This is a genomic window from Mucilaginibacter tolerans (assembly GCF_030519375.1).
In the GTDB taxonomy this organism is placed as follows: domain Bacteria; phylum Bacteroidota; class Bacteroidia; order Sphingobacteriales; family Sphingobacteriaceae; genus Mucilaginibacter.
This window is the reverse complement of the sequence record NZ_JAUMKB010000010.1, coordinates 70,775-90,876: the sequence shown is the minus strand read 5'-3', so window position 1 is coordinate 90,876 and position 20,102 is coordinate 70,775. Positions and strand designations below refer to the sequence as shown.

The 20,102-nt window shown below is 43.9% G+C and carries 10 protein-coding genes; 1 reads left to right on the top strand and 9 read right to left on the bottom strand.

Annotated elements, in window-relative coordinates; genetic code table 11:
- Positions 1–11 precede the first annotated feature (11 nt).
- Together Q3A68_RS14960 and Q3A68_RS14955 are read right to left on the bottom strand one after the other, a co-directional pair.
- The gene (locus Q3A68_RS14960) at positions 12–1,799 is read right to left on the bottom strand and encodes a RagB/SusD family nutrient uptake outer membrane protein (protein ID WP_302901912.1); all 1,788 of its coding nucleotides are present in this window, start codon (positions 1,797–1,799) and stop codon (positions 12–14) included.
- Between the two features lie 36 nt (positions 1,800–1,835).
- On the bottom strand, positions 1,836–5,045 hold the full coding sequence (locus Q3A68_RS14955) for a SusC/RagA family TonB-linked outer membrane protein (RefSeq protein WP_302901911.1): 3,210 nt from the start codon (positions 5,043–5,045) through the stop codon (positions 1,836–1,838).
- A gap of 185 nt (positions 5,046–5,230) precedes the next feature.
- On the opposite strand from Q3A68_RS14955, the gene Q3A68_RS14950 reads away from it, so the two are divergent.
- Positions 5,231–5,857 carry a TetR family transcriptional regulator gene (locus Q3A68_RS14950; protein WP_302901910.1) on the top strand — a complete coding sequence of 209 codons (627 nt, stop codon included), beginning with the start codon at positions 5,231–5,233 and terminating at the stop codon, positions 5,855–5,857.
- Here Q3A68_RS14950 and Q3A68_RS14945 read toward each other — a convergent pair.
- From Q3A68_RS14945 to Q3A68_RS14915, 7 genes are all read right to left on the bottom strand, one after another.
- Positions 5,825–6,088, bottom strand: a complete 264-nt coding sequence (locus Q3A68_RS14945; protein WP_302901909.1) for a CBU_0592 family membrane protein — start codon at positions 6,086–6,088, stop codon at positions 5,825–5,827. The genes Q3A68_RS14950 and Q3A68_RS14945 overlap by 33 nt on opposite strands.
- Positions 6,089–6,251: 163 nt before the next feature.
- Positions 6,252–8,375, bottom strand: a complete 2,124-nt coding sequence (locus Q3A68_RS14940; protein WP_302901908.1) for a family 20 glycosylhydrolase — start codon at positions 8,373–8,375, stop codon at positions 6,252–6,254.
- 68 nt (positions 8,376–8,443) lie between these two features.
- Positions 8,444–11,008, bottom strand: coding sequence for a beta-galactosidase GalB (gene galB / locus Q3A68_RS14935; RefSeq protein WP_302901907.1), 2,565 nt, complete (start codon positions 11,006–11,008; stop codon positions 8,444–8,446).
- A gap of 39 nt (positions 11,009–11,047) precedes the next feature.
- Positions 11,048–13,249 (bottom strand): alpha-galactosidase, encoded by a 2,202-nt coding sequence (locus tag Q3A68_RS14930; protein WP_302901906.1) that lies wholly within the window; start codon positions 13,247–13,249, stop codon positions 11,048–11,050.
- A 19-nt stretch (positions 13,250–13,268) separates the two neighbouring features.
- Positions 13,269–15,455 (bottom strand): hypothetical protein, encoded by a 2,187-nt coding sequence (locus Q3A68_RS14925; RefSeq protein ID WP_302901905.1) that lies wholly within the window; start codon positions 15,453–15,455, stop codon positions 13,269–13,271.
- 63 nt (positions 15,456–15,518) lie between these two features.
- Positions 15,519–17,732, bottom strand: a complete 2,214-nt coding sequence (locus Q3A68_RS14920) for a glycoside hydrolase family 95 protein (protein WP_302901904.1) — start codon at positions 17,730–17,732, stop codon at positions 15,519–15,521.
- 80 nt (positions 17,733–17,812) lie between these two features.
- Positions 17,813–20,095: a hypothetical protein gene (locus Q3A68_RS14915; RefSeq protein WP_302901903.1), complete on the bottom strand. Its 2,283-nt coding sequence runs from the start codon at positions 20,093–20,095 to the stop codon at positions 17,813–17,815.
- Positions 20,096–20,102: the final 7 nt, after the last annotated feature.

The window sequence follows — 20,102 nt, the reverse complement described above, 5'->3', positions numbered from 1 at the left end:
TTGATCGTCCGTTACCAGCCGAATATTTGCTTAAGGTTAGGATTTAACAATACCTGTTGTTGCGGTATAGGGCGATAGTAATATTTAGGTTCCTTAAAATCACGCACGATCGATTCAGTCACGATAGCGCTACCGGTGTTAACATTTTGTAAGTATACAGTGGCATCAGAGCCAACAGTACCCGTACGGTAATAAATCAAAGGCACTCCCAAAGAATTTTTTTCCTTTTGGTCGGCAGGCGGGATAGTTTGAGATTCATCAATCAAAATAATGTCCGGTATACCATCGCCTGTTAAATCATATTTTCCAAGGCCTGGGAAATAAATTCCTCGAGGGCTTTGAGCCAGTAATTTTCCGGCATGCCATCTCATAACGTCATCATATCTCAGGTTTTCAAATGCAAATTCCACCCGGCGCTCTCTTCTGATCTCAATTATCACCCCGGCGTTTGAACCGATATTACCATATTTTTGTTGTAAGATTAGGTCGGGAGATGAATTTGCCTGCGCCAGATTCAAATCCGGCATACCAGCTCGTCTTCTGATCAGGTTTACGGATGCATCAAGTTGCTGTTGAGTTAAAGTACCCAGTTCAGCAAGCGCTTCGGCATAGCTCAGCAATACTTCTGCATAGCGGTATACCGGGAAATCAACACCATTTAAGGTAGCTTGATCGGTGCTGTTCACATACCCTTTCAATTGATGGTAGCCGGTAAAATTTTTGTTTAGCTTCTGAATGTACGGGGTTGTATTGGGAGCCTGGATCCATCCGGGGTAAGCAATGGTTTGGCGCAGTCGCGGGTCGCGATTTTTGAATTCCTGTACAAAACCCGTCGTATCGTAATTCGGCTGATCAGTAAAACGGCTGCCATCCTTCATCAGGTAAGCCTGGATCAGGTCTTTAGCAGGGGCCTGCTCATAATCGCCAAAAACCACCCCATTTACGTTTTCGCTCCTATTCTTGCTCATGTCAAAAATATTAGCCAAAATAACTTCCGAATTTGCAGTTAAATCCTGGCTGCTGAACAAAGCAGCATAATCCTGATTAGGATTTCCGGTATTATAAATAGCGAATTTCCCCGAAGTCATCATGTCGCCGGCTATATTTACGGCGGTTTGCAGGAAAGCATTTGCGCTGGCTGCTAAATTTAGTTCTGCGTGATATTTACGGTAAGTACCCTCATATAATGCCGAGCGGACATAAAATGCAGCTACTGCCCATTTTCCGGGTGTTCCGGAAGGGACGCTTTCATTTACATGCCGATAGGCAAAATCCAGGTCGGCCATTACGCTATCTATAACTAAAGCCCTGGGGTCGCGTGCCTTATATAGTGCTTTATCTCCTGGATTTAAAGTGCCAGAGTACCAGGGAACATCCGAAAAACGTTTAATTTTATCCATGTAAAACATGGCCCTGTAATATTTGGCCAATCCTGCGTAATGGTTTTTTATGTCTGCACTAACTTTGGCCTTATTGTAGTTTTCTAAAAAGTAGTTAATATCACGTAGCCTGCCCCAATCCCAACCGGATGTAATATTTTGCGCGGTTGCATTACCTATCATCACATTTTTTACTTCTAAATTGGCGGTAGTTGAAACATTATCACTGCTTTGATCATTCAGATAGCTGTATCTATCCGGCATTGAAAGCAGACCATTAACGTATGAAGACAGGTCATTTTCAGTATTAAAGAAAAGATTGGGTGAAATGGACGTTTGCGGGAAACGGTCAAGATCACTTTTCTTGCAGGCAGTAAATGCGATTGCAATAAACAGGATATATATAATATATTTCTTCATGACTAATTTTTTTATAATTGTTAAATCGCTTAAAAATTAAAGATCCAGGTTTAAGCCAATAGCGTATTTCCGCTGAAATGGATAGGCCCAGGCACTGTAACCTTGATTGACGGCCTCAGGATCTATATATTTCTTAATTGCCGAAAACTCATAAAGATTGTCGCCGCTTACAAAAATGCGAAGACGGCTGATACCGGCTCGTTTTGTCAAATTGACGGGGAAAGAATAACCCAATGAAACGTTTTTAATTCTTAAATAAGCGGCATTTAACAGGTACTTAGTTTGTGGGATATCCAAACCGGCACCATAATTGGCATCGGCCAGCCATGCCTGCAGTACAGGATAATAAGAATTGGTATTGGCATCGGCGAGCCCTGCTGCAATATAAGATTTCGAATCCTGGGCTCTTTGCGCGGCTGTCTCAGCTGTTGGACGATAATAATTAAGAAGCCATGGGTATATATTGGCATAAGGCTGCTGATAGGGGCCCCAAAACAAATAGTGGTGTGGGTAATAAGCCTTTTTTAATACACCCTGCAGGAAGACTGAAAGATCAATGCCATTCCAATTCATATTCAAATTGGTGCCGATGCTATAATGATCAGCACTGTTGCCAATAATTTTCAAATCTTTTGGATCGTTCGAACTTAAGCCTGTTTCTATTTTGCCATCCCCGTTCAGGTCTTTATATCTGGGCCAGCCTGGGACAATATTGAGGGCTCCCCAGGGAACGATAGCCGATTCATCAAGCGCGTTTATTTGCGCCTGATTCTGAAAAAAACCATCGCTTACCAATCCCCATATGTCGCCGATCTTCTGTCCTACCCTATAGTTAGAAAAAAGATTCTGATCATTTTTGAATTTGGTGATTACGGCATCAGAGTTGGCCAGGGACACCTTGGCAGAAAAACTAAAGGTTTTTTCTGCCAGCATAAATTTGTCCTGATAGGTTACTGATAACTCCCAGCCTTTGGTTCTTACATCGGCCGCATTTTGTTGTGGTGATGCAGTTCCAAGCACGCCCGGCCATGTCTGCCCGGCGGTAAGCATGCCCTTAGTATTTCGGATATAATAATCAAACCCTGCCAGGAACCTGTCATCAAACAAACCGATATCTCCACCCACGTTAAAAGTAGAGACCCTTTCCCAGGTATATGAATTAGGGTCAACGGTTAACGCCGGAGCGCCGTTAATAATCGGGCTTTGATTGTTCCCTCCTATTAAGTAGGGTGACACACCGGTGTGTAATGTTTGTATATACCCAAAGTCGCTCACATTTTGATTACCCAGATCGCCATACGATGCGCGCAATTTTAATGTAGATACTGCTGGGGTCAGGGGTTTAAAAAAATCCTCATTACTTGCTATCCATGCCGCTGACGCCGATGGGAAAAAGCCCCAGCGTCGCTCTGAAGGGAAACGTGATGAACCATCGTACCTGCCTGTGCCTTCCAAAATATAACGTCCTTTATAGGTGTAGTTTACCCTGCCAAAAACACTGGAAGTAGCGTAAGCTGTATATTGTGAACTTATTGATGGGGTAGTACCGTTGGTAAGTGCAAGATAAGGCAATGACGATGATATGAGCCCGCCATTGGAGGCGCCGATTGTTGAATAATTATAATCTTCAGCGTTATACCCTATCATTGCGCTGATAAAATGTTTGCCTATGGTTTTCTGATAAGTGGTATACAGGTTGAATGCATTATTATAGAGATAGCTGTTATTTTCGGTTACGCTTCCGATACCGCCCTGATCCCTGACGTCATTTGGCCCATATCCAATACTGTACGGCTTCGTATCAGCGTGATACTTCCACATCTCTCTTTTAACAGAAGCATCGCCTTTTATCTGTAAATCTCCATTTAAAAATGTAGCAGTTGCACTGGCTATGTTTTGAAAACCAAACATCGTCTGAAGATTATCACCACCATCAACCAAGCTGGCTGCCAGCCTTCCGGCGCCGGTATTGGCCCAGGTACCATCCGGGTTTTTGGCTACATCAGTTGGCTGCAGGTAATAAATATCGGTAATGCTGGCTGCCGGCTGCGCACGTTTGGTTTGGTAAATATTAAGGTTGTTATCTATTTTAAGCCATTTTAAAGGAGAAAATCCCAGCCTTGATCTCAGACCATACCGGTCCCAGTAGTCGGGTGAAAGTTTATTCAGACCGTTTTCTTTGGTATAATCTCCCGACAAATAATAAGTTAAAGGTGTTTGATTTACATTGACGCCACCTGTAAGAGCTAACGTATGGTTTTGGGATAAACTGGCATCATTAAAAAAGTATTTGTACCAGTTGTTGCTTCCCATGTAATCCCATTTGGTTGGATCGGATGGGTTTAGCCTGGTGTCTGCAAGGGATGGATTATCCGATCTGTCTTTAGCCCATTGGAATTGTTCATCGGTATAATTCACATAAGTCCAGGGTGTGTTATTTGTAGACGTTTCGAGCACCCTGGTGTAGATATAAGGATCCGTGACCGGTTGCGGCAGTACGGTTGGCTTTCCCCACGATGTAAGCGCATTGTAGCTAATGGTTTGATGACCAGCAACACCCTGTTTAGTGGTAATTAGTATAACGCCGAACGAGGCCCTTGCTCCATAAATAGCTGCTGATGCAGCATCACGTAAGATGGAGATGGATGCGATATCTGAAGGGCTCAATCTCAACATATCATCGTTGCCGGCTGCCGGGATACCGTCAATTACGATTAACGGCGAGCCGCCGTTAATAGAGGTGAATCCCCTGATATTAATGGTTGGCACCGTGCCTGGCGCGCCTCCGGGGTAGGTAATGTTTAATCCCGGACTAAGCCCCTGCAACCCTTGCACTACGTTGGCAATAGGTCGTGACTCCAGCTGTTTCCCTGAAATCTGATCAATTGCTCCGGTGATGTCAATTTTTTTCTTTGTACCAAAACCAACAACGACAACCTCGTTCAGGTTACCGTAGTCAGGCATAAGGGTCACATTCAATTGGGTGCGCCCGTTCAGATCAATCTCTTGTTGTTTGTACCCCGTAAAAGAGAAGACAAGAATCGCATTTGGATTCACATTGGCAAGGGAGTAAACGCCATTTACATTTGTGGTGACACCCTTGCCTGTTCCCTTTACCCTTACGTTTACCGAGGGGATGGGTCCTTTGGTTTGGCCATCCAAAACTTCACCCCTTACGGTGATATTTTGGGCAAAACCCTTTGCTGCAAAAAAAATGAAGCAGATCAATAGTAGTTTTCTTTTCATAATTGAATAAAGGTTTAACGTGTTTGATTTTCGCATGCCGTGCTATCTGAGGCCCGGCAAAGCTCTGATTCGCATGTTATTAATTGGTTAGCACAATATTAATAAATTAATTGAATGACCAATCAATTTATTAATTTTTTTATGAAAGTACTTTTGCGTAGTTTGGTCGCCTCATATCGTAAACCATGGGCAGAAAAAGTCTTAAAGAAAAAAGACAACTAGAGATCATAAAAACCTTTTACACTGTTGCCAAAAAGGAGGGTTATGAGAACACGTCGATAGCCAAAATAGCGAAGGTGATGGATATAAACCCGAGCCTGATCAGTCATTATTTTGAAACAAAAGAAGATCTTACCTATGCGCTGATAGATTATATTCTCGAAAGGTATCTGTTGATCTACACGATTAATAGTAACGAAGCCATTTCGCTTGCAGACTTACAGAAAACGATTGAAATGCTTTTTTCGAAGAAATGGAACCTGTTATTTGACGATGGCTTATTTTATACTTTTTATGCTCTGGCTTTCAGAGAGAAAAAGATTAAAACGAAATATAAGCTCATACTCGATTCCCTTCGTCAAGCGCTTACATCAATGATAGAACACTGTAATGAAAAACAGCTTATAAATGTTCCGGCCCCCAAAACCGCGGCCGATTTGATTTTTGTACTGGTAGATGGCGCTTATTTTTACCTTTCTTTGGAAAGCGACAAAAAGGCATATGCTGAACGGCTTGAATATTATAAGAATAGAGCTTATGAGATTTTGGGGATCGATAGTTCAATCAGTTCTAACATTCCTTTGCGTTCTTAATCTACGCCCCAATGCATATACACCAATAAACATCCATAACAGGTTAGCTGCCGCATTTGGCATATCATTAGCATCAACAGCTACTGCCACCAGGCAGAGCCCCCCCAGAATGTTCAATAACTGAAAAATCCGCGATTCTGCCCTTATCACTTTTGTACTCAATAATAAATAGCCTGTGGTGCACAAAACCACACCGAGCCAGCCAATGCTTGTTAATATAATTTGTTTCATCGTACCATTTAATTGTCGCTTACGCCCAGCTTGTTTAATACTATTCTTTTAATGATTTGACCATTCAGCTTACCGTATTGCAGTCGTTTTATTGTTATTGGCTCCTATGCATTCCATACAGCTTTTAAAAGCAAGAAGCAGTTTTGGTTTATCGCATCAATAATCAATCTGTTAAAAATGGGGCAGAATTTAAAGACAGTGCTTTTATTTCTTCCTTATTTAACACCCGGCTGTATACCTTTAAATTAGCTAATAACACCGAAGCGGAAAGATGACCGCTATTGCTTCCAATTGTTTTTAGCGGACATACGAACTGCTTTTCAACAGATTGTATTTCGCTGCCATTGATATACAAGGTGCAGGAATTGTGGCCGCCGGTTAACGTTACTTGCGTCCATTTATTTACAGGAATAACACGATTAAATATTTGATAGTAAAAATCCCCATCATCACCTGCATACTCTTTATAACCAACAGTCCGGGCAATACCAAATCCGGCGTTTGAGGATTTCTTATCCCTGAGATTCAGGAAAATTGTTCCATAGGGAGATTCGAACAGCACCATCGTTGTATCACTATCGTCCATTCTTTTAACGCAAAAGCTCAATGTCCATGGCTGTTCCAGTTCATCTGCTTTTAAATTTAACTGAACAAAATCATGTTTGTCAAGCGCCAACAGCGGTTTTGAGTCAACACCCGTCAAAAGCTTTATTAATTGCTTATCCACGGCATCGGGTAAACTATTTTTTTTGAAATCAATGTCTATGATGGGATCGGAACTTTTTGAATTCTCCAATAACCTTGCATCATGCACCTGTGGCACATTTTTTAAGCGATCAGCCCTTTTTATAAAGTCATTAAAAGTAAGTGACATTTTGTTGCCCCACAATTTCTGGGCTATAACCGGTAAAGTTATGGCAATCTCGTCCGCCGTTTCATGGTAAGTAAAACCCATTGGCCCAAGATCATTCCACACATGTAACTTCGCGCCTAATAAATTAGATTCGCCTGGATTGAGTTGCTGGTTCGGCCCAAAATCATTAGGCATCCATTTTTCATATAAAAATTTGTTGTCCACCCCATAATAATTTGCGCCCGGAACAATATATAACCATTCATCCGTGGAGTGGATTATTTGATGCCCTTCGTTAATCTGTTCTTTAGCGTCCTTGCCCAACCACATATCAATTACGATGTTGCTGTCAATAGGCGTAAACCCTGCCATTTGGTTGTATCCTGACCATATCATCACCTGTTTTCCTTTACCGCGTATGTATTTGTTGAAATGGTTGATATAATCACAAAAGCCAGCCGCAAAAGCCTTGCGATCTTCCGTTGTTGCCGCTTTTTTAAATCTGTATTCGTCGGTTCCAATGTGAAAATAGGGCGATGGAAACAACGGTACAAATTCGTCATATATCTTTTCCATCATATTGATGGTTTGGGGGTTTAACACATCTAATTGCCCGTCTTGCAGTTTCTCATTCTTTAATTCAGGGGCAATATCCAAAATGCTCATGGCATGGGCGGGCGCGTCAATTTCCGGAATGATGTTAATACCCCGTTCTGCAGCGTATTGTATTAATTCTTTAATTTCCCGCTGCGTGTAAAATCCATCCTTTGCTGTTAGTTGAGGGTACGTTTTGCTTTCGATCCTAAACGCCGAGTAGTGTTCACCGTGAAAAGCCTGGTCGTTGAAATGCAGTTGTAATTGATTCATTTTATACCAACTCATGCGGCATATGTAATCTTTCAATTGCGATATTGGGAAAAATTTGCGCCCAACATCCAGCATAAATCCTCTGAAACGATAAGCGGGGGTGTCAGAAATAGTATAACATGGAATAGTCCGTTTATCAACGCCCTGTTCAATTAATTGCAGCAATGTCCTGGTCGCATAAAAAACGCCGGCATCATCATTCGCCTTTATAATAATTCGCCCTGGTTTTATTTCCAGCTGATAAGATTCCTTTTGTACTTGGGATGCCTGGTGTTCAGGTGTGATCTTTATCACGATGTAATTTTTGGCTCCTTTTAATTTTGTGCGGGCGTGTTGTTTTCTGCCCTGCAATGTATTTAAGTCTTCGCGGAATAGGGTAATGGTCCTTTGTGTTGCAACGGATGACCTGAACCGGAATTCCGTTGAGGCACTGATAATAAAATAGCCACGACCTGCCCGCCATTGACGAACGGCCGGTATAATGTTGGGAGCAACATCATTCGCCTGTGCATGCAGCGCAGATTGCATTAAAAAAAAGAGCGTAACGTATGAAATTATTTTTTTCATGGCGATTATTGAAATGAACTTAGGTGTTGATTTTTAAATAACCATTGGGTAATTGTCAAGCTTTAGCTTTATTTTGACTCGATTGTAACATTGCCTTTTTCCAAGCCATCGCTATTTGCCTTCACGGTGAAATTACCTCTCCTTCCTTTTTTTGCACGGACAACAACCAATGCCAAACCGTTGAATGCCGGACGAGCATGGCTTTGAAAGGATACAAAACTGGTAGCATCGCCGTTGTCTGTAGAGACAATTTCGCCGGGCCCGTCCACCGAGAATTTTATCAGAGGATGAGACCTCGGCACGGTTAACCCTTCTTTGTCTTCCACCTTTACAGTGATGTAAGCAAGGTCGGAGCCATCGGAGCCAATAACAGACCTGTCGGCACAGAGTGATAGTTTTGCCGCCTCGCCGGTAGTTTTAACCCTATCCGTAGCCCACACCTTCCCGTTTTTGTAAGCAATGACTTTAACAATTCCCGGCTCATATTTTACGCTATCCCAAATCAGGCGAAAATCAGTGTCAGGTTTCTTTTTCCTGCGCCCCATGCTTTTACCATTGACAAACAGCTCCGCCTCGTTGCCGGAGGTATAAACGTGTACCGGTATATTTTCTCCGATTTTTTCTGCCCAGTTCCAATGCGGCAGGATATGTGCCATCGGCAATTCCGGCCTCCAGTGTGATTGATACAGATAAAATCTGTCTTTAGGAAACCCGGCCAGGTCAACGATGCCGAAATAGCTGCTGCGTGAAGGCGGGTTGTGACTCCTCATTTCCTCCAGCTTCTTTTCCAATTCAGCCTTTTTTGAGGGATCATTCCTGAAGTTTAGCAAGTTTGTTTCATCAGAGCCATAAGGTGTTGGTTCGCCCAGGCAATCAAAGCCTGTCCAGACGAATTCGCCCAAAAGGTTGGCAAATTTTGCATTGGTACGAAATTGTTCATCGGGGCTGCATCCCCAGCCCGGTTTTGCAGTATCGTAGGAGGATATCTGCCAGTTCTGATACGCCTTATCCCAAAAATACTCCCCTCTTGAGGACACGCAGGAAGATGTTTCACTCCCGATAGTAGGCTTGTTCTTGTAACGCGGGTCTGCGTCCCATTTGGGCTGCTGACTAAAAAAGTAATTGACCCCCATCACATCTAATGCGACAACAGCGCCGGATTCGCGGCCCCCATCCGGGTCGTTGTAGCCGTTGGAAATTGGACGCGTAGAGTCTTCCGCCCGCACTACCCCGGCAAGATGCTTAGTCATTTCAACATCCCGCTGATCCATTACCTCATTACCAATAGACCAAATAAATACAGAAGGGTGGTTCCGGTCACGATGGACCATGGCTTGCAGGTCCTTTTCGTTCCACTCATCATAAAGTTGATTGTAGTCGAGTTTCTTTTTCCCATGTTTCCAGCAATCGAAGGCTTCGTCCCAAACCAGAAAGCCCATCTGATCTGCTAATTCGAGTAATTCAGGTGCGGGAGGGTTGTGGGAGGTACGTAATGTGTTACAACCCATTTCTTTAAGTATTTTAAGCTGGCGTGTTAACGCACTGGTGTTAACGGCGGCCCCCAGTGACCCCAGGTCATGATGGTTGCAGGTGCCTTGTACGGCTACCCGTCTGCCATTGAGCAGAAAGCCTTTGTCTGCTGTAAACTCAAGGGTGCGGATACCAAAGGGGGTATTATAAGAATCCACCACTTTCCCGTTCACCATTACTGATGTTTCAGCAAGATACCGGTTTGGAGAAACGATATCCCATAGTTTAGGATGGGATATAAGGGTCTCCGAGTTCATCGTAACGCTGGATGCGCTGCCTATTTTTATTGCTGTTCCTTTTACAGAGGCCACCATCGCGCCCCGTTTATTGCCGGCACTGAGTTCATAGATATTGGTACTGATCTGTGCGTTCACCAGTGTTGTTCCCTGGTTATCCACGGAGATGGCTAACTTCACTCTCGCTTCTTTTTTAGTAATTTCAGGCGTAGTAATAGAAGTTCCCCAATGCCCGACGTGCACCTGGTTGGTTTTTACCAACCAAACATGTCTGTAAATACCGGCGCCTGGATACCACCTTGAGTCCCATTTCTCCGTATTCAGGCTAACTGCCAAAACATTCTTTCCGCCAAATTTCAAATAGGGGGTCAAGTCCATGCGGAAGGAGCTGTAGCCGTAGGGCCATGTGCCCAGATAATGACCATTAAGCCAAACCTTCGCATAAGCCATTGCCCCGTCAAAATCTATAAATATCCTTTTGCCACGATCGGTTTGCGGAATAATAAAATGTTTGCGGTACCAGCCAATACCTTTCCACGGCAATTTGCCGGTTTCACCGGCCAGGTCTATACGAAATGGGCCCTGAATTGCCCAGTCATGTGGTAAATCCAGTTTTTGCCAGGATGCATCGTCCAGGGCAACCTGCTCCAACCCCTGCGGTTCGGGTTTCGTTGCTCCATCAGGCTGTAACCCAAACCTTGAAAAAAGCCAATCGTTATCAAATGACCGGGTAGCGGATGCCCCTATCGTTGCAATAGCAGAAGTATTGCCAGGCGACTGCTTTGCTGTTTTAACCTGTCCGAAGGCGGTCTCGGCCCGCCCAATGCAAGCCAACAGCGCTACCCCGGTTAATAGAAAAATTTTCATTTTGAAATTATGGTACGATTAATATTTGCTTAGCTCGTATTACTCAATGGAAAACCAAGTGTAACTCTCAGCAGCGATGGTAAAGGTTAATTCTATCTCATATTTTCTGTCAATAAGATACTTTTTTGCCATCCCCTCTTTCTGGCGAACCGTTGCCAAATTTGTCAATCCCGTATAGTAGAGCGGTACTTTAATGGTTCTTGTAATAGCCACTTTAAGTGGATTATACAGCATGAGCATGCCTTTTGTACTAAGCTGTGGATTCACATGCAGTAAACCATCCCAATCTCTGCCATCTGCCCGGCGAAGGTGGATAACATCAGAATTGAGGATAGCACGGTAGTTTTTATACCAATTGATGACACCTACTACCCTCTTTCGGGTAACCTCCGTGTCGTACAACCGTGGTCCACGGTAACAAGCCTGAACACCGGCTCCATAGTATTGCATCATCAATTGTTCATAGTCTTTCAAATGGTCTGAGAGAGGTTCCAGCACCGCTTCAGGACCACCGCCCTGGTACCGGGTGAGCGGAACGAAACCCCAGCCCATAGCAGAGGTCTTTTCCCATGTGCCGTCAAATATATTCTGACGGTTCAATATCATTTGCTGATCACGCGGCAAAGAGAAATTAACTTCCCTATACCCTAAAGCAATTTTATTGGTGCCATCCAGAAAATACCAGTCCGGCGCGTTTACATAAACGCCATGTTCGTTGCACCAACGATATAAACCCTTTTGCAATTCCATTTGCTGCCATTGGCTGTCATCCAGGTTTTTATGGCCGGGGTGAGTAGTTGACGAACAAACATCGCCAGGATAGGGCCCGTCGTTTTCGAAAATATCGAACCCGGTTTTGCTGATAAAGTATTTTAATTTATCCAGGTAAGCCAATCCCCATTTGCTGCCCAAACACGGTGCGTGGCCAAAAAAGGCTGCAGCGTCCGGTTTTTTTGTTACCGGATCGATCACATCGTCTTCGTCACTGATCCGCCTTGAACTGAATAAGGAGTACCCTCCTATCATGATGTGTTTACTATGTGCGTAATCAGACAATGCTTTCCACCGCTGTATATTGGAGGCGGAGCTATCTTCCATATTGCAATGACTGCCAAAGCTGAGGATCAAGGCTTCATAGCCTGTTGCCGCGCATTGGTCCACAGCGCTTTTTACATCTTGATCATTACGGCTTACCAAATGCATAAAAATGGGATTTTCTGTTGTCCACGGTGCTACCGTGCGGTACATTTTCCGAATGGCTAATCCGCGCCTTTCACGGTCATAACTGTCCATCAGCAACTCATAGGTGCGAACCGAATTGAAAGTTTGCCCCTTGCCTAATTCTATGCCGGTAGCTTTTTCAGGGTATACTTCCAGCAAGCATGGCGTCTTATAGTCATAATTCACCTGGGACGTATAACTGCTATCGGCTTTCCAATGGGTGGTTTGGTCACTGAGATCATATCGCATGGAGTTATTGAAGGCATAGTTGGTCTCCAGATAAAGCCCATGCTGTTTTTCCATTTGAGCGGGGGATCCAACTACCGCGCTTTCTTCTTCTACCGTTGCCAGTAGCTCATTTACCACCCTGTTCAATGTTATCGTATTATTCCCTTTATTCTCAACCGAAAGCCATTTCACCATAAGCGGGATGTTATTGTACAATTCATAATGCACGGTAACACGCAGGTCCTTTAAGTTATCAATATTGCTTTTGTAGGCAAATGAGAGCATTTTTCCAGCAGCCGGAACGGTATTCAAAGCCCAACCCCGCGGTTTCCAACGGATGTATGGGGGAATATCTGTTACTGAAAAGGATTGATACTGAAAATCATTGTCATTGCCTTTAAATCCGCTCACCCATTCCGGCAGCAGATAGGCGTTCTCTTTTTGTCCGTAAAGGCCTCCGATATTGAAGTCCTTGCCATCTATAGTTAACCGCGCTTCCGGTTTTACGGCCCTTAACAATTGCTGGCCGTTGCTCAGGTTGCTGTAATCAATGCAAGCGATATTTTGCTGAATACGGAAGGCCCTTTTTACTAAACCATTACTGAGGATAATATTCTTGCCATCAGCATAAACATTTGCCTTTTGTTCAACAGGGTTTACTAACCAATCCTGAGAAAATGCCGGCCTATTGCTTTCCTTCCAAGCAGGTAGCTTGGTATTCGGCTCTTGTGAGCGGGCAGAATGGAGGATGCTCCAAAAAATAATCGCCGAAAAAAACAGTTTCCCTTTCATTTATTTCTTTTGAATTTGTTCATCTTTTGTTGAGCGTTATTGCTTTGCCTACCTTTTCTCCCTGTATGCCCGTCTCCTGCAATGACCAGGTGCTTTTATCCAGTTCCCTCAAGTGCCAATGTTTGCCAGGGCTGCGTAGTTCTTTTTTTATGGCGGATGAAAAAACACCGGCATTTCTTGCATGTTCCCAGGCACTGAAAGTAGCGAAGAAAGCCGCCTTGTCTTTGCATTTTTCAACATCATGCTCAGTTAAGCCCAGCATAAACATTGCATCCCAGCCAATAGCACGTGATTGCAGATTATCTGCCTGCAAATGTGTCCAGCCTGAAGAAAAATTCTGAATACCAAAAGTACAGGGCAAATAATTGCTTTGGCTTCCGTTGCGAATATCTTTCCCTTCAATGCCCCAGGTGTCGGTGACAGGGTTGTACATATTACTGTTGCCCCCAACATTATTTGTACTCATAAATAACCAACCGCCTTCTGAAATGCCAGAGCCCATTACTCTTAGATATTTTCCACCAAAACGTTGATAGGCATCGAACAGTTCTCTGTAAAAACGTTTTTCAGAATAAGTTCCCTGCGCCTGATACACACAACTTTCCAATCCGTCAAAATCGATATAATTCATACCGCCATCAACCAGGAACCTGGCATAGTATTCAGCATACTTATCCTGCAAAAGAATATTGGGCGCAAAACCATGGTAACAATTGGGCTGCAGCTTATCGATCTTATCCCCCGCAGAATGGGCTGCAGCATATGTTTTATAAAATCCGCGTTGTACATGCAGCAAAGTATAAGGCTGCGCAGTGGTTACACCATTGTACGCTATGAGTTCTTTACCCAATTTCAGCACGTTGGTATGATTACCTTCCCAGCCGCCATACTCATTTAAGAACGTCGTATCTCTTACCACGATAATTGTATCGGCGGCAGAAATATTCTTTGCGAGGTAGGTTGAATATAACGTTTCTAAGCTATCGCTCGGAACAGGTGAAACATCGCTGCAATTGGGTTGTAGAAATTCGCATAAGGTATGCAGGCCATATGCAATATTGTATCGGTTGGTTTGCTTTGTAAAATCGGCAATGGGAATTTTTTGATCATTGAGGGTAATTCTTTTTGTGCCCCAGCGGTCGGCGGGGTTAGGATAATATTCTCCCAAACCTTCGTCCTGCACGCCATAAACACCAAGCTGTCTTGCATAACTCACCAGGCTATCGTGCTTGCCTTCCCATGCCAAATCGGCCTTGAATGATTGTGGGTTGCGAATCCATTTATTATCCAAAGTGGTGATATAAGGTAGCTTTTCATTTTTCGTAATTTTTTCCAACGTGGCAATTACCGCGCTATCAGGACAGGCATACATGGCAATAGATGACCCGATAAAGTCAACGGGAATAGCGTCCACCCATTGATGGCGGGGCAGGTTCATGTGCTCGTACCCCGGCAACAAGGTGAAAAAATCCAGATGCCTGATTCTTCTGTCCCTTGATTGCAAAGCCACATACGAGCCATACTCCGGCGCAAGTTGCGCCGCTATCCCGCTATTGGTCTTATAATAATCTTCCGGATGCGAAGACATCGCCACATCGCTGATGCCGTCGCCGCCAAAACGGGTACGCTGCCCTTCGCGTAAACCCGCAGGCAAAGGATTTGTAACAGGATCTGTGGTATGGACATAATAATAGCCCTGCGACAAATCGCCCTCGCAAGGCAGGCCACCGGTAGTATTATCGGTCAATGAAAAAATGCCAAAAGCAAAATTGCCATCATGCACCACGCCAAGCATATCGCCGATGTATCTCGAGATCGTAGTTTTATATGGCCCCCAAACGATATTTGTAATATGACTGCGGTTGGTCAATGAAAGCAAAGTGAATCGCAGATAGTCCTTTTTGTCAACTACTGCAATACTTGCTACCGAACCATTGGAAAATGCAAGTTTGATTTTCTTGTTTTGTTTATTATAGGAAAATGATACCGGCTCAAATATTTTTTCCTTTCCCGCATACAATGACATGAAAGGCGATGTATAATTTTTCGGAGAATATTCTTTTTGGCTTTTAATTGCGGAAACGCCCGTAACAAAGCCGGTTTTATTGATATTTATCTTTAACCACTTTGTTTGAAATGTGCTTTGGGCGAATAAAAAATTCGCCATCAGAATAAAAGTGAACAGCAATAGATTTTTTTGCAACATAATTTAGTCTGTTTGTTAGTGAAATTGTTTTTGGTATAGAACTGCACACGTAGGAAAGTATTTTCATTTTAGGCGTGCTGAAAAAACTTCTTTGATTTGACTATTAACACGGAGCTTTACTTTCATGGGTTTTTCAGAATAAATTTGATAGGAGGTTATTTTCCCATTGAGCCATTTGCAATCAACCGTAAATCCTCCGCGTGCTTTAAGCCCATAAAAAGCTCCTTCGGCTGCCCAACTTTTAGGAACAGCAGGCAGCAGTTGTATCTCGCCTGTCTGGCTCTGCAAAAGCATCTCGGCAATTGCCCCGCTTATTCCAAAATTGCCATCCATTTGAAACGGCGGGTGGCTGCAGAATAAATTGGGCAATGTGTTATAAGTGAGCAATCCCCTGATCATAACTCCCGCGCGTTCGCCTTCACCCAAACGTGCCCAAATTGCGCATCGCCAGGGCCATGTCCAGGAGCGGCGGCTGTCGCCAACAGTCGATTCAACGGTAAAAGGCGTATTAATTTTAGTTCCGTAATTACCGCTACGGCTTCTCAAAGAAATAATCGCCGCAGCTGCAAGCGCTGGCGTTTGGGTTAAATTGATCTGACGACCCGGATATACCGCGAATAGGTGCGAGGTGTGGCGATGGTCATCATTGGGATCGTCCCGATCTGCCTGCCATTCCTGCAACTGCCCCCAGCTACCTATTTTATTGGGGGCCAAACGAGCTTGTTCACCGGCAATTTTCATTTGATAGCCGGTGTCAATATTTAACGCTTTGGCTGCTTCCAGATAATTTTGGAAAAGATCCCAAACTAACTGCTGATCCATCATCACCCCATCTTCACGCGGGCCATGTTCGGGCGACCAGCCATTAGGTACCATTAACGAACCATCTGGCATTTGTTTGAGTCGATCTTCCCAAAATTGACATATCTCCTTAATCATAGGGTAAGCCGTCTTGCGTAAATAGTCATGATCACGGGTGAAATCCCAATGATCAAAAACATGTTTCGCATACCAGGCGCTGGATGGGATATTCCATTCCCAGCCATTGCCACCAAAAATATTCTGACTGGTCCGCGCTGTCCAACCGCGAATGTCCTTTCCAAAAGCTTTACGGGTAGCAACGCGGCACGGCTCCTCGGCGGCAACAATAAAATCGATAAGCGGGATATGGCATTCTGAAAGATTGGTGGTTTCAGCAGCCCAATAATTCATCTGGATATTTATATTATTGTGGTAATCACCTGCCCACGGCGGCGAGTTGCTGTCGTTCCACAATCCCTGGAGGTTAGCCGGCAATCCGCCTGGTCTGGAGCAACTTATCAGCAAATATCGGCCATACTGAAACATGGTTTCTTCCAAATCAGGATCATCACCACCGGATGCATATTTTTTTAACCGGATATCCGTAGGGAGCGACAGCAGCACAGGGTTTGTTTTGCCAACTACGATGGAGGCCGCTCCTGTTAAACGGCTTACATCGTTTATGTGACGGCTCAGTAGTTTTTTATAACCAACCTGAGATGCGATCTTTTGTTCCTGTTGAATTAATGGCATAGGATCAGTACCGCGCCAATCAAATCTATAGTCAGGCTTATAATTTGTTCGGGCATCCAGGAAAATCAGCAACGAACTGCAGTTTTTAAAAATTAAAGTATTGCCTTCGCTCGTTACCGAACCACCCTGGTGTTTAACCATTAAGCTTGCCGCATACTTCAGGTGGTTGGGCATCTCACCACTAAAACTCAACTCCCCATTTTTTGCAATACTGATGGCTCCCTGAGCCGAGGTCATAGCAATGCTGCCTGACAGCGCTGCCTTTTTACTGGCGGTATACCTGAAAACCATCATTTGATCGGGGTTACTCGCGAACGCGTCCCGCTCAAAATGTATCCCGTTGATAACAAACGACGTGGTATGAACACCCGTAGAGATATTCAACGCCCGCCGATAGGTCGCCGCTTTGTCGGCGTGATCAAAGTTAACCGCAACCTCGCCGAAGTTGCGGTACGAACCAAAGCCATGATCGTCCGTTTCATAAACACCATCCCAATTATTGTCACCACTCCAAAGACTTTGTTCGTTGAATTGTATGCGTTCATGCTTAATACCGCCAAATAGCATCGCCCCCATCCTGCCATTTCCTACAGGCAGAGCCTCTGCATCCCATTTGTTTGCAGGTTGTTTATACCACAATTTAATAGGTTTACTGCCTGTTGCATTCACTGTACTGGCCGCCAGCAACACACACATGGTACATAGTAATTTAAGGTTCATCATTCTTTACCGTTATTTAGCACTTATTTAGCGTTTACTTTGCAATCTTTTTTTATATCGCTCCTTAATCCCGTTCGCGCAGCTTAATAACCCTTGGCTCTTGTAAGGGTAATGGGATTAGTTTTCAGGCCGTTCGTCTTTTCATATAGTTTCCAGCTGTCATTATTATCGCCTTTTTCCAAAGTCCAGTTTTTAGATGAGTCGGCTAACCGTTTTTTTACATCCCTTGGAAAGGCGTTAGCAGCCCGGGCATCCTCCCATGTTCGGATCGTTTTGAATATCGCATCTTTTTGAGGGCAGCTCTCTACTGACTTTTGGTTGAGTTCCATGATATATGTCGCACCAACTCCAACTGAAATGGCCTCTATATGTTCATATTGTTCTACCGTTGAAGCTGAGCCTATTGGAAAATTACCGCCAAACGATGCCGGAAAATAGTTAGCGAAGGCAACGTTTCTAAGATCTTTCCCTTCACTTGTTGTGCTGCCCCATTGCCTGGTTTTAAGATCGTACATGTTTGTGCCGCCGCCTACATTCCAAACGCTCTGATAATGCCAGGAGCCTTCGGAAAGAGTGGCTCCGGATACACGCAGGTAGGGGATTTGCAGTACCGCCGCTCTATCAAACATCTTTCTGAAAAATCGTTTTACACCGTAATAACCATGCCCGGTGTTAAAAAGAAATTCCTGGCCGTCAAGGTCCATAAACCCGATCCCGTTGATATGACTAACATCGGCATAATATTCCGCTATTTTATCCTGTAAATAAATATCAGGTATAAGCCCATCATAACCATAATTGATGGTAACCTGCAATTTATAAATCGTGTCATTGGCCCGATGACTGGCAGCCTTTGTACCCCAATAGCCCCTTTTCACCTTTTGAAGGGTATAAGGTTTGGTTGTTGAAACCCCAATATAGTGAATGAGCTCTTTCCCGATTTTTATCATATTCAAATCGGCGCAGTGCCCCTCCCAGCTTGCTATCTCATTCAAATAAGTGGGATCATTAACCTCAATTACCGTATCTGCGGCACCTACCCCTTTGGTTAAGATCCTTTTTTGCTGGTAACATAAACTATCGCCTGGTATTGGACTTGCGTCCTTTGTTCCCTGAGCGAGTGAAGTAGCAATCGTGTGTCTTCCCAGCAAAATGCCGAGAGGGTTTGAAAGGTCGGTAAACTCTTTGTGCGATTTATCTCCTGAGGTGAAATGAAAAGGTTTTTTTTCAAAATTTCGGCCGTCAATAAAACCACGGTTTCCACGATCTACTTTGAAGTAAGGCAAGTCATTTGCCTCAATAGCTTTAAAGCCTAACTTGGAAACATAGGCAATAGTGCTATCTGATAAATTTCCGGAAGTGGTTACATCGGGAATATACCGCGCAGGGTCCTTTATCCATTTGCCATTTACTTTCGGATAAGGGAGTTTTTCTGATAAGACTATATTTTGAATCACATCCATAAGAGCGGTGCTGTCCGGGCTTCCCCACACAGCAATGGAGGAGCCTGTAAAGTCGACTCCCGGCAACGGTTGCACTTCCTGATGGTTTGGTATATTAGCAGCCATTAGCGGGATAAGGGAAAACGAGATATTCTTTTTTGTCCTTCTATCCCTTGCATGATAGGTAAGAAAAATCCCTCCCTGGTCGTCAATTGAGGCTGCATTTCCATACAAAATGCGATAGTACTCCTCATGATGAGAATAAAAGGCAACATCGCTTATACCATCCCCCCCGATGGGAAATACCTGCCCTTCATGTAAATTGGACGGCAGCGGGAAACGGACTTTATCGGGGCTATGAATGACATATTGGAAAGGGGCAGCATCGCCCTCTAAGTTTGAAGTTCCCCCGGTTGTTATGTCATTTAAAGCCAATACGCCTATTGCATAATTATTGGCGTCGCTGGTATCTCGTGCTACACCAATGACTTCGCCAAATAGATTGTTGATATTAGTGCGATACGGTCCCCATTGAATGTCATCAACGCCGTTGCGGGGAAAAAGCGATTGAAGCGTTAGCTTAAGATATTTTTGATGCGGAACCAGGCTTACTTTAGCAACTGAGCCATTACGAAAGCTCAGGGTGATGATTTTGCCCGCGCTATTGTAACTGGCCCTATGCGGTTCGTAATAAACCTTTTTCTTGCTATCGTAAAGACATAGTAATGGTGAAGGCTTGTCGCTTGAACTGTATTCACGGCCTGGTCTCACCGTAATGTTTTTCATACTGGTAATAAAGCCTTTGCCATCCAGATGGATTTTTAAGTAGTTAGTACTAAAATTATATTGTGCTTCTGCAGAGAGACGCACAAGCAGTAATAATAATACCAGCAATGTTGCATTTATTATTGATGTTTTTTTCATGCTGTTT